The 13,109-nt window shown below is 30.8% G+C and carries 11 protein-coding genes; all 11 read left to right on the top strand.

All coding sequences use genetic code 11. The annotated features are described in order from the left end of the window. The first annotated feature begins 199 nt into the window (after window positions 1-199). The 11 genes from M9426_RS03885 (at window position 200) to M9426_RS03835 (ending at window position 13,103) form a co-directional block, all read left to right on the top strand. Window positions 200-3,061 carry a sigma-70 family RNA polymerase sigma factor gene (locus M9426_RS03885; protein ID WP_250342513.1) on the top strand — a complete coding sequence of 954 codons (2,862 nt, stop codon included), beginning with the start codon at window positions 200-202 and terminating at the stop codon, window positions 3,059-3,061. Next, window positions 3,058-6,399 (top strand): helicase-related protein, encoded by a 3,342-nt coding sequence (locus M9426_RS03880; protein ID WP_250342512.1) that lies wholly within the window; start codon window positions 3,058-3,060, stop codon window positions 6,397-6,399. The genes M9426_RS03885 and M9426_RS03880 overlap by 4 nt, the downstream gene beginning before the upstream one ends. A 172-nt stretch (window positions 6,400-6,571) precedes the next feature. Next, window positions 6,572-8,527 carry a methionine--tRNA ligase gene (metG, locus tag M9426_RS03875; RefSeq protein WP_250342511.1) on the top strand — a complete coding sequence of 652 codons (1,956 nt, stop codon included), beginning with the start codon at window positions 6,572-6,574 and terminating at the stop codon, window positions 8,525-8,527. Between the two features lie 8 nt (window positions 8,528-8,535). Beyond that, window positions 8,536-9,300, top strand: coding sequence for a TatD family hydrolase (locus M9426_RS03870; protein WP_250342510.1), 765 nt, complete (start codon window positions 8,536-8,538; stop codon window positions 9,298-9,300). Then, window positions 9,297-9,848 (top strand): ribonuclease M5, encoded by a 552-nt coding sequence (gene rnmV / locus M9426_RS03865; RefSeq protein ID WP_005956969.1) that lies wholly within the window; start codon window positions 9,297-9,299, stop codon window positions 9,846-9,848. The genes M9426_RS03870 and rnmV overlap by 4 nt, the downstream gene beginning before the upstream one ends. Beyond that, window positions 9,841-10,692, top strand: coding sequence for a 16S rRNA (adenine(1518)-N(6)/adenine(1519)-N(6))-dimethyltransferase RsmA (gene rsmA / locus M9426_RS03860; protein ID WP_250342629.1), 852 nt, complete (start codon window positions 9,841-9,843; stop codon window positions 10,690-10,692). The genes rnmV and rsmA overlap by 8 nt, the downstream gene beginning before the upstream one ends. A 7-nt stretch (window positions 10,693-10,699) precedes the next feature. Then, window positions 10,700-11,050, top strand: a complete 351-nt coding sequence (locus tag M9426_RS03855) for an ArsR/SmtB family transcription factor (RefSeq protein ID WP_250342509.1) — start codon at window positions 10,700-10,702, stop codon at window positions 11,048-11,050. 132 nt (window positions 11,051-11,182) lie between these two features. Continuing rightward, window positions 11,183-11,410 (top strand): glutaredoxin family protein, encoded by a 228-nt coding sequence (locus M9426_RS03850; RefSeq protein ID WP_005957143.1) that lies wholly within the window; start codon window positions 11,183-11,185, stop codon window positions 11,408-11,410. Between the two features lie 78 nt (window positions 11,411-11,488). Next, window positions 11,489-11,629 (top strand): hypothetical protein, encoded by a 141-nt coding sequence (locus tag M9426_RS03845; protein ID WP_250342508.1) that lies wholly within the window; start codon window positions 11,489-11,491, stop codon window positions 11,627-11,629. Between the two features lie 697 nt (window positions 11,630-12,326). Further along, window positions 12,327-12,641, top strand: a complete 315-nt coding sequence (locus M9426_RS03840) for an OadG family protein (protein WP_005957031.1) — start codon at window positions 12,327-12,329, stop codon at window positions 12,639-12,641. Between the two features lie 42 nt (window positions 12,642-12,683). Then, window positions 12,684-13,103 carry a biotin/lipoyl-containing protein gene (locus tag M9426_RS03835; protein WP_250342507.1) on the top strand — a complete coding sequence of 140 codons (420 nt, stop codon included), beginning with the start codon at window positions 12,684-12,686 and terminating at the stop codon, window positions 13,101-13,103. Window positions 13,104-13,109 lie beyond the last annotated feature (6 nt).

Raw genomic sequence — 13,109 nt, 5'->3', positions numbered from 1 at the left:
TGAAACAAGTATCTATTATACAACAAGATAAAAAATTTGGTTGGAGAAATTTTAATATTTAACTATAAAAAAGAATATAAAATAAAAGTTTGGTATAATTAATTTTAAGAAAACATTATCCTTAATAATATATATTAATTATAATATTAAAATTTAATACAAGGTAAAAGTTAAAATTTTTATAAATTTGAGGTAACGAATGGATGAATTTAAATTAAAAAACGGAGAGTCTAATGAATTTTTAGCTTTATGGAAATGTTCAGTAGGATTATTTATAATTAAAATTTTATCTGATCAGACTTGCTCTAAATTCGAAGAAAAAATAGAAGAAATAAAGAGTAAAATAGTAACTTTGAAAAAAGAGTTTTTATTTTCAGATAATCAAAAATATTATGAAGATTTGATGAGTTCTTTAAACGAGTACTCTAAAAAATTTTTTAGTCTTTTCAGGTCCTACGATTTTTTAATTGATAAAATTTTAGAAGATAATCTTAGAAGAAAAGACCTTACAAAAAGCATAAATTACTTTATTACTCTTAAATATGTGACTGAAGCTCAAAAGAATTCTTTGGTTGAGTTAAGGAAACTACTAAATTATTTAGACAAAGAGTACTTTGAAATTTTAAAAGAAATAATGTTAAATCTCTATGAAGATGAATCTGGAATTTCTGAAATTGAAGAGATAAAAGACCATACATATGAATATTTAGTAGCTAATAAGGAAGTTAAAAGTATTATTTACAAAACATCTGAAATAACAAATGAACATAAATATATTAGTATAGAAGATGAATTAGAGAAGTCGGGAATTCATTTAAATGAAAACTTGGCTAAAATATTAGATTTCATAGTAGAGAAAGATTATGATCATATAATAAATATAATCGATTCAAATATAAACAAACATTCAAATGAAAGTCTATTGTTGTGTAACTCTTCTTATGATGCAACAATTAATTTTATAAATCAATTAGGCAGTAATATAATTTTAAACAACAAATTATTTAGAAAAGTTCTCAATGAAGGTTTCTATAACCCTGTTAGTAGAGTTCATATTAGAGGATTAAATATAATTGATTTTAACAAAATTGAAAATAACAAATTTGAATATCTAAAGGGCTATTCATACAGAGATGAATCAAAAACCTTAAATATAGATGGAGTAATTTTTATAAATAAATTGCCTGTTGTTTTCTTATTTAAAAAATCAAACAGCCTTAGAAGCATGTATGAAAATGTGATGGATTTTGTAGATGTTTTCCCGGAAGCATTTACATTTATTCAAAAAATTATTATGTACGATGATTCAAGATTATTAATGGGAAGTCTATTTGATGATATTGATGATTATGAAGAGATTATTGCTTATACTCAAAAAGGATTTAATTTAGAAAGCATAATTAAAAGCATAGTTGATACAAATAATGATCATGAATATGGTCTCAATAAAATTGGATTAAGGTCCATAGTAGATAGTTTTTTAAAAGAAGATTTTAAAACAATCACCAATATTTTAAATTTTAACATTAATAAGTATAGCGATAATATTTTTAATTATTCGACTTATGAATATGCTAGTAATTTTATTTATGAAATTAAGAAATATAGCAATATAATAAAAAAAGGTATTTTCAAGAAGAATTTTGTCAATGAAGATGGAGTCCAAAATAATGAAATAAAATTAATTAACAGTCTAAATTATTCCAAAAATAGAGTGGATTTGTTAATCGATTATAAATTAGATTTTAATGATTTATTTTTATTTGTAGATGGAATTATGATTATAAACTTTATTCCAACAATTCTTTACTTGGAAGAAAAAGAGGACCCTAAGAAGATTATAAAAAAAATAAAGGAAATGCAAGATAAAAAAATTTTCCAATTTTTAAATAATTTAATAATAAAACATAATGATAACATCTATTTTGGATATATTACAGAAGATTTCGACGATTATAAAAACATAACTAGTTATTTTACATTATCCGGTAAATTAAGCACAAAAACACTTTTGAATTATAAAGATGTATTTTTAGATTTGATCTTAGAGAAATGTAATCTTATTGAATCAATGAATAATGAAGCAAAAAAATTAAGAAATAATGATTCTGTTAAAAACATTTTAAAAACAAATAAGGAAAAGAATATCGAATACGAAAAAGATTTACCTATTGATTACTCCGATGAATTCTTAGATCTATTAGACGATGAGGAAGAATTTGATTTAGATAGTATACTAGATAATGAAAATTTTGAAAACTTCCTAGAGAATGCTGATTTTAATTTTAATAGTGAATATATTGGTAATATAATTGAGAAAAATTCTAAAGAAGATAAAGAACTCCTAGTCAAAGCCAATGAAGGACTAGTATATAAATTTGCAAATAAATATTATCGATTTTATAGACCGAGATGCTTAGATTTGGATGATATAATACAATTTGGACAAGTAGGTCTACTGAAAGCAGCAGAAAGATTTGACTTTAGCAAAGGGACAAATTTTTCTACTTACGCAGTAATATGGATTAAGCAGTCCATTGGTAGAGGAATACAAGATATGGGAGAGATTGTAAGGATACCAGTTCATATAAATGAAAAAATAAATAAATTAACGAGATTGGAAAAGAAAAGTGAGTCTTTGTATGGATACATTAATGATGATTATATTATTGAAGAAATGGATGAAACATTAGAAAAGATTAAAAACTATAGATTAGTTAGATATAGGTTTCTTAAGACTCCGAGCCTAGACATTAAAGTAGGAGAAGATGGAGATACTAATTTAAAAGAGTTCATTGAAGATCCTCAAGTTAATATAGAACAAGAATACGAGATTAATAACTTGAAAGCTTTAATAAATAGAGAGTTAAATAAATTAGATGATAGAGAAAAAATAATTATAAAGCAGAGATTTGGATTAGATGGATATTCTCCCATGACTCTTGAAGAGGTTGGTAAAGAATTTGGTGTTACGAGGGAACGAATAAGACAAGTAGAAAATAAAGTTTTAAAAAAATTAAAATATAATAGAACAATTAAGGGGTGTAGAAACTATATATGAATAGTTTTGAGAAGGATATTAGAGAAGCATATGAAAGTTATAAAGTTGAAACAAAAACATTATTCATATTTGAGGGATTTCAATATGAGTATTTGAAAGGTCTGGATAATAAGTTTTTTGACACAACTTATAAAGATATTTTTGATATTAACTTAAATTATAATTCGAAGTACATATTTTCTAGTACGCATAATGCGTTAAATAGTAAAGTCAGTAAATTTTGGATGACATCTGAGGAATACTCTATTGTAGAATCACAGGGGGATTTCATTAAAGGGTTATTTTCATGTATTGTTGTTAAAAATAACATTTATAATAAATTTTATCCTTTTGATGACACAATAAAAAATATAAAAGAAGTTTATGAAAGATTCTTTTATAATGTGAGTGACGAGATAGAAAAAGAATACGAAGAGTCTTATGAAGTTGTATCGAAGTTCTATGGAGATATTTTATATTCAAAGGATACTAACAGATATTACATAAATCATAGTATTGACTACCCAAGCAATTTTGTTATTAAAAATCTATATGAAGACTTTGATGTAATCGACAATATAAATGAAAATTATACTAAAAATAGTGAAGATTTAGTTATAGAATTATCGGAGGATGAACTGGTATTTCTTGATTTTACGGAAAAAATATTAAAAGGAGATATAAAAAATAATAGAATAGCTGTAGTTATAATGTCTAATATTTTGGAACTGCCGAACAAATATTTAGAGAGGGCGTCTCTTATACAAAATTTATTCCAAGATAAATTGAATATTTTTTTTGCTAGGAAAAAATTAAATGTCTGTGATCCAGAAAAGATTAAGAAATATGAAAATTTACTTAATAGGTATTGGGGATATGAGAAGTTTAGAGATTTGGATATGTATGAAAACATAAAGTCATCTAATAAAAGCTTAGTAAAAATATCTCAAGGTCAGATTATAAATGACATAGTTGAACAAACGGAAACAGCTTTATTAGATGATAAAGATAAGGAATATAGGGATATATTCATAACCTCATCGACAGGATCAGGTAAATCTATAATGTTTCAATTACCTGCTATCTATTTGAAAGAAATACACAAAGACATAAAACCTTTGGTTATTGTAATATCACCACTTATTGCACTAATGGAGGACCAGGTTGATAGTTTAAAAGAAAAAGATATAGATATAGCGAGAACTATTAATTCAAATACTGACGGATATAAGAGGCTAGAAATTCTTGAAGAGATAAATAATGGAGATTGCTCAATTCTTTATATTTCACCAGAAAACTTACAAGCTAAAACAAACATTAAAGAGCTAATAGGAGATAGGAGACTATCTTTAGTTATTATAGATGAAGCCCATATAGTTACAACGTGGGGAAAGTCATTTAGGGCAGATTATTGGTACCTTGGAATTTATTTACAAAAATTAAGGAAACAGTATAGTTTTCCTATTGTTACTTTTACTGCAACGGCGATTTTAGGTGGTAAAGAAGACATGTATCTTGAAACAAGAGATAGTTTAAATATGATTAACCCTATATCTTACTTTGGCAAAATTAAAAGAGATGATATTTTTATGGTAATAAACTCTTCAGATAAAGATTTTGATGGTTATGGACGGGAATATAAAAGAACTAAGCAAGCTATAACGCTTAAAAACATGAAATTATGGAATGTTAGAGGAGAGAAAGCACTTATTTATTTTCCGACTGTTAGGGATTTAAATGATTTCCATTCTTTTATAAAACAAAATGATACTGAAATTTTCAATTTAACAGGAAGATATAATGGACAATTAAACAAAGTTGAGAGATCTAATGTATTAGAAAGTTTTAGAGACAATAAAATAAAATTTGTTTTAGCCACAAAAGCATTTGGAATGGGTGTTGATATACCAGATATAAACCATGTTTATCATTACAATCCTTCTGGAACGGTAATTGACTATATTCAAGAAATTGGACGTGTAGCAAGAGACCATTCTTTGGTAAAGTATGGTTATGCTCATTGCGACTTTCTAAAATATGATTTTACAGCGGTAAAAAGACTACAAGGCATGAGTAGAATCAATAAATATGAATTATTGGCTGTAATGGATAAAATAAAAACACTTTATGAGAACAAAGGATTTCACCGTAATTTATTGATAAGTACAGACGATTTCAAATATATTTTTGCTAAAAGCAGAGACGATAGCACTGATTCGGATTTAGACAATAAAGTAAAAACAGCATTACTTTTAATAGAAAAAGACTTCTCTTCTCCAAAGAAGTTAGGATATTCACCATTTGTAGCTAGACCGAGGGGTGTTTTTGGAAAAGATATTATTCTAGTAAACGAAAATAGTTTGAAAGAGTTAAATAAGTCTATTTTAAAAAAATATATAAAAAAAGAATTTTCTTATAAATCTAATGGATATAATATGGTATATTCGCTTGATTTATCTAAGTTATGGGAAGACAAATTCAGAAAACTATCTTTTCCAAATTTTAAGAGAATAATTTATACGAGGGATTCTGAAGAAATAGATAGTCTTACGGGTGGGGCGATTTTTAAAAATTTAGTTTATGCGACTATAATTCAAGTAGATGATTTTGATAAAAATAATATAAATGACAAATTATATTATTTTAATAATTGCCTAGATATTTTTTCGACTTTCTTAGGAAGTAAAAAAAGAAAAGAGATATTTTTCACTAGCGATGATCTTTCTTACTTTTTAAGATCAAATTTAAAGTCGATAAATGATATGGAGTCAAAAACTATCGCACAAACTTTAATTAATGCTTGCTTCGATTATCAGAACCTAACATCTTATACTTTTATCAGTGAAAGAATAAATCAAACTACGGCTTATAAAATAACTCAAAGCTATGATGTATTTATAGATTTTACAAAACAACAATTAAAAAAACTGATATTTGATAATACGGATGTAATTAGAAAAGATAAAGGTTTTAAAAAAATTTACACAAGAAAAAATAATGGAATATTGAATCAAAAAAAAGATACAATAGTTTTGTCAATTGCGGAAAATCTAAATCTTTTATCATATAACATTGAGAAAGGAAATTCGCCTCAGCTTTATATGAGAATCAACTCAATTTCTCCTTTGGAAAAGTCTATTGGACAAGGGGAAAAATATCAGAATTATATCTTAAACGATATATATGATAAACACAGACTTAATATAGCTATGCTGACATATCTATTTAAACATGAGGCGGATGGCGATACAAGGAAGGAAAAAGTAATTAATTATACTAAGTTTTTTTGGGAAAAGATAGAAAATTATTTCTTAGGGGAAACTCCTGAGGAGGTTAAACAAGATTATAATAAAATCTAATAACAAAAAGCAACTATTTATAGTTGATATCATAGGTTATAAGCTTAACCAAAATTGATTTTATGAAGTTATTCAGTTATAATTATTCTAATATATGTAGAAATTTATCGGAATATTGACAGATTATGCCAAGGCCTTATCCCAGTGGATTGGGTTTTTTTATGGAGGTTTTATGAGTAATAAAAAATTTTATGTTACAACGCCAATTTACTATCCAAGTGATAATCTTCACATTGGCCACACTTATTGTACTGTGGCAGTTGATTGCGTTAAGAGATTTAAGACAATGCAAGGCTATGATGTTTTCTTCACTACTGGTACTGATGAACACGGCCAAAAGATAGAAGATAAGGCTAAGGAATTTGGCATGAAGCCAAAGGCTTATGTTGATGGAATTGTTAAGAACATAAAGAAGCTTTGGGAAATCATGGATATTGATTACGATTACTTTGTTAGGTCAACTGATGAAGATCACGAAAAGGACGTTCAAGAAATCTTCCAAAAACTTTATGACAAGGGCGATATCTACAAGGGCGAATACAAGGGCTACTACTGTAAGCCTTGTGAGTCTTTCTGGACTGAAGCTCAGCTAGGTGAAGGTCACACTTGTCCTGACTGTGGCAGATCAACTGAACTTACTAATGAAGAGTCTTACTTCTTTAGACTTTCTAAATACAAGGACAGACTTTTAAAATATTATGAAGACCACCCTGAGTTTATTGAGCCAGCTTTTAGAAAAAATGAAATGGTTAAAAACTTCTTTGAAGGAGAAAGCGGACTTGAAGATCTTTCTGTTTCAAGGTCAACTTTTGACTGGGGAGTTAAGGTTCCCTTTGATCCTAAGCACGTTGTCTACGTTTGGATTGATGCCCTAACTTGCTACTTGACTGCAATTGGATATGGAACTGATAAAGAAAAATTTAATGACTATTGGCCAGCGGGTGTCCACTTCGTTGGAAAGGAAATCATTAGATTCCACGTTATTATTTGGCCGGCAATCTTAATGGCCCTTGACCTACCTCTACCTGACAAGGTATTTGGCCACGGCTGGATTTTATTTGACAACGACAAGATGAGTAAGTCTAAGGGAAATGTTATTTACCCTGAACCAATTATCAAGCTTTACGGAGTTGATGCTCTTAAGTACTTCCTACTTCGTGAATTCTCCTTTGGTTCTGATGGATCCTTTAACATAGAAAAATTCATGCAAAGACTTAACTCTGACTTAGCTAATGACCTTGGCAACCTACTTTCAAGAACTGTTTCTATGATTGGCAAGTATAACGACGGAGTCATCAAAGACATGGGCGTTAGAGAAGACCTTGATGATGATTTAGAAAATCTTGCAGTGTCTGTTGTAGATAAGGTTGAAAAAGCAATGGAACACTATGAATTTTCTGTTGCCTTAGAAGCGATTTGGAAGCTAATCAGGAGGACTAACAAGTATGTTGACGAAACTGAACCTTGGAAGCTTGCAAAGGACGAAGACAAGAAGGACAGACTAAACACTGTTTTATATAACTTGGCAGAAAGTTTGAGAATTGTTTCTGTTTTAATTTATCCATTTATTAAGGAAACTTCTCTAAAGATTAGGGAACAACTTGGTCTTGATGAAAAAGTTTCCTGGGAAGACTCAAGAGTCTTTGGCCTACTTCCTGATGATACTAAGGTTAGAAAGGGAGAAGTCATCTTCCCAAGACTTGACATTGAAGCTGAAATCGAAAGATTTAATGAAGAAAACACAGCTCTATTAGAGTCAAGAATTATGAAGGAAAAGAAGGAAGAAAAAGAAGATATAAAAGAAGAAGTTACTATAGATGATTTTGACAAACTTGATATAAGGGTAGCTGAAGTTCTTGATGTAGAAGACCATCCAAAGGCTGACAAACTTTTTGTATTAAAATTAAAAGTTGGCGACATGGAAAGACAAGTTGTTTCTGGCATCAAAGACCACTACAAGAAAGAAGATTTAATTGGCAAGAAGGTCCTAATGATTGTAAACTTAAAGCCAATTAAGTTAAGAGGAATTGAATCCAAGGGAATGATTCTTGCAGCAGAAGACGATGAAAAGAACCTAAGCCTTGCATCAACTTTAGCAGACCTTAAATCAGGAGCAAAAATTAGTTAGGAGAAAAGATGATAGATTCACATGTCCACCTAGATGATCCTGCCTTTGATGAAGACAGAGACAGCCTAATAAAGAGCCTAGGTGATAATGGAATAGAACTTGTAATAAATAATTCTTCTGACCTCCCATCATCTGAGAGGTCAGTGGAGCTTGCAAATAAATACGAAAATATTTATGCAGCCATTGGAGTCCACCCTCATGAGGCAAAGACCTATGATGACCAGGTGGAAGAGAGATTAATTGAACTTTCTAAAAATGAAAAAGTTATGGCAATTGGAGAAATTGGCCTAGACTATTACTACGACAACTCACCTAGAGATGTCCAAAAGGAAGTCTTTAAAAGACAAATCGAACTTGCGGCAAGACTTGGAAAAAATATTGTCATCCACTCTCGTGATGCAGTTAAGGATACCTTTGACATCTTAAAGGAAGCCCACGAAAAATATGAATTCACAGCCTTAATCCACTGCTTCTCTCAATCGGTTGAGATGATGGAAGAGTATGTGAAGATGGGGGACTACCTTGCACTTGGCGGTGCAGTTACCTTTAAAAATGCCAAGACTCCAAAGGAAGTTGCAAAGAAGGTGCCCCTTGATAGGCTCCTACTTGAGACGGACTGTCCTTATATGACACCTGTCCCTTATAGGGGAAAGAGAAATGAGCCCAAGCTTGTGAAGTTTGTCTGTCAATACATTGCAGACCTAAGGCAAATTGATCCAGAAGAAGTGGAAAAGATAACGGCAGAAAATACAAAGAGGTTTTTTGGAATATGAAGATGACAATTAAAGAAGTAATTGTCGCAGAGGGTCGTGATGATGAGATTGCCATTAAAAAGGCAGTTGATGCAGAAATTATAACCACTCACGGCTTTGCTTTCGGAAGGAAATTAATAAATCTCTTAAAGGAAATGGACAAGAAGAAGGGAATAATAATTTTTACAGACTCTGACTACGTTGGATCACAAATAAGAAAGAGAATTGCAGATGAAATTCCCACTGCCAAGCATGCCTACCTTTCTCAAAGGGTTTCCACAAAACATGGGGACATTGGAGTAGAGAATGCTTCGCCAGAAGAAATCCTAAAGGCACTAAAGGCTGCTAGGGCAACAAAGACTGAAAAGTCTACAGAATTTACCATGGCTGACTTAATAAAAAATGACCTAGTAAACTCTGATGATGCAAGCAGAAGACGTGAGATGCTTTCTGAAATCCTAAAGATAGGATATGGAAATGGAAAAAAGACCCTAAGCAAATTAAATTCCTTTGGAATAACAAGGGAAGAATTTGAAGAGGCTATGAAGGAAGTGAACTCCCATAGATAGATTATATAAACCCAGCAAACTTTCAGAAATACTTTCCAAGTATGGCTTTAGATTTACAAAGTCTCTGGGACAAAACTTTTTAATAGATGGAAATATTGTTAGAAAAATTGCTGATGCAGCAGAAATAAGTGAATATGACAACATACTAGAGATTGGTCCAGGTGTTGGTACCATGACAGAGGAGTTGGCACTGAGGGCAAAGAAGGTAGTGGCTGTCGAGATAGATGAAAAGCTAAGGGACCTTCACAAGGAAACTTTGGACATAGAAAATGTAAAAGTTATCTACGGTGACTTCCTTGAACTTGACCTTGAAAAAATCGCTGGAGAAGAGTTTGGCGACGAGGGCTTTAAGGTCGTTGCAAACCTACCTTATTATGTAACAACACCAATTATAGAAAAGTTGCTTTTATCTAAGGTAAATTTAATATCTATAACAGTAATGGTACAAAAGGAAGTTGCAAAGAGACTAGCAGCTCAACCGGGCAACAAGGACTATGGATCTCTTTCAGTCTTTATAAATTATTACACAGACTGCAAGTACAAGTTTCAAGTTCCTAGCTCAGTATTTATGCCAAAGCCTAATGTTGATTCAGCAGTTGTAAACTTAAAAATGAAGGAAAGAGAAGACCTTGACACAGACTTCTTATTTAAGATAGTGAGAGCAGCCTTTACAACAAGGAGAAAGACCTTGTTAAATTCTTTTTCCAACTCAGGACTTCCCTATAGCAAGGACGATATCAAAAGAGCTCTTGAACTTAGTGGAATTGATGGAGGAAGAAGGGCAGAGACCCTCAGCCTTGAAGAGTTCATCATTTTAAGTGTAAACTTTAAAAGTGTGGGGTAAGGAAATTATGAAAACGAACTTAATCGACGATATACCTGAAAAAGTTCAGGAGGATATATCCAACTTTAATAGGAAAGAAAACTTAGTAAACAACTTATCCCAAATATTTAAGACCCTATCGGACCCGACAAGGATAAAAATAATTTACGCCTTGATGAATGGTCCCCTATGCGTGTCTGATATTTCAGAGCTACTTGGCATGAGTCAGTCCTCAATATCTCATCAACTTGCCCTACTTAGGACTCAAAACCTAATTAAGGTAAAAAGACGTGGTAGAAGAGCCTACTATTCTCTTGATGATGATCACGTACTTTGCATTTTTAAAGACGGACTTGAACACGCTGAGCATAAGTTATAGATTTAAATAAAAATTTGTATATTTATGCATATTTAATAGAAGAAATTTTTATTCACATAGAAGAAAGCTCAAAAGGTTTGATTTTATTAAGGACCTTGGAGTATAATGAAAAAGTAACGAGGAGGAATGAATATGAGTAAAGTAACAGTATATACAAGTAACACTTGCCCTTATTGCACAATGGCAAAAGACTATCTTAAAGACAGGGAAGTTGCCTTTGAAGAAAAGAACGTGCAAACTGACAAAGAAGCAAGACAAGAATTAATGGCAATGGGTTACACAGGAGTTCCTGTAATTTGTGTTGACGACGAACAAATCGTTGGCTTCGACAAAGCAAGACTAGATGAATTGCTAAAATAAGATTTAAGAATAAGATAGAGATAGGTGTTTAATAACATCTATCTTTTTTTATTGAGATTTAATGATTGGTGAGTGAAGATGAATTTAATATGGGTATTCTTAGTTGGAGTGGGCCTTTCCATGGATGCCTTCGCAGCAGCCATCTGCAAGGGACTTGCAATTAAGAAAAATTTTTATGAGAAATCCTTTGTGATTTCTCTTTTTTTATTGGCCTTATAAGGACTTATTACTTTTAATTTATAGGGACTAGTGATTATCTATGAGCTTTCAAATTTTTACAAAGTAATATTTACTTATAAGTTGGTGGATTTTCATGAAGTCGTATTTACTTATGACTTTGTAAATTTTTACGATGCAATAAAATCCTAAGAGTTTGTAACTTTTCATAAGTTCACTGAAACTCAATAAAAAAATTGTGAAAAAGTTTTTATGAAAAGTTTGTTTTATTTAATCGAATTTTTTTAGAAAGAGTAGGAGAGAGAAGATTAATTTGAAAAAAAATAAAATCTTTGTTTCTAAATATATCTAATAAGAAAGAGTATAAAAAAATATTACAAAAAGATAGGATTACTTAAAATTTTTATAAAAAGGAAAGGATAAAATATTTGATTTTTCATTTAGTCAAAGATTTTGCCTATAAAATAAATTTTTAAGAAAAAATAATTCATAATTAAAACTTTTTTTAACAAATGTAATTAATAATTAAAAATATTTAAAATTTGTTTATCTCATGATTTTTTCTAAAAAGGCTTTCCTTTATTTTAGTCCCTTTTTCATGTATAATTAACTTGCAAAAGATTTTGATTAATCGATGATACATAGGTTTTTTAATTGAATTAATTATAGGTCTTTGTTATAATATTCCTAAAAGCTGGAATGGATTCCGTAATATGAAACCACTTGGGGAGGTGTGATAATGTTAGGAGATGTTAGTCTTACCCTTGGGCAAGCCTTTGGCGTAGCGTTGACAGGTTTATCTGTTGTTTTCTTGGCCCTTATTTCTCTACTAATAGCAATTGTTGTTATTACTAAAATAGTTGGAGGTATTCAAGGTAAGGAAGACTCAGCGAAAGCAAATCAAGGAGCTCAAAAAGCTTCACCAAAAGCAGCAAAACCAGTTGATAATTCAATGGACCCTGCACTTTTAGCAGCTATAGTTGGAGCTATCAGCATGGAAGAAAGATCGAGAGTTGAAAGTTTTAGAATCGTATCTATAAACGAAAAGAAATAAATTATTTTAAATTATTCTATTATTTATGAAAAGGAGAAATTAATGAAATATCAAGTTAAAGTAGATGGAAAAGTTTTTGAAGTAGAAGTTGAAAAAGTTGGTGGAGGATATGCATCACTTACACCAGGATCACTAACAGCAGCACCTGTAGCACCAGTAGCACCAGCTCCTCAAGCAGCAGCACCTGCACCAGCACCAGCAGCTCCTGCAGCACCAGCACCAGCTCCTGCAGCAGCACCAGCAGCAGGCGGAGCAGGAGATGTAGTTGCACCAATGCCAGGAACTGTTCTTAAAGTTAATGTTAACAATGGAGACACAGTAGCATCAGGAGATGTAATCCTTATTCTTGAAGCTATGAAGATGGAAAACGAAATCGTAGCTCCTTGTGCAGGTACAGTAACACTTAATGTTAAAGCTGGAGAAACAGTAGATACTGACGCAGTACTAGCAAGTGTACAATAATAGGGA

This window comes from Peptoniphilus genitalis (assembly GCF_023614525.1).
GTDB classification, from domain to species: domain Bacteria; phylum Bacillota; class Clostridia; order Tissierellales; family Peptoniphilaceae; genus Peptoniphilus_A; species Peptoniphilus_A genitalis.
Note: the sequence above shows the minus strand (reverse complement) of the source record. Positions and strands in the feature narration are given on the sequence as shown.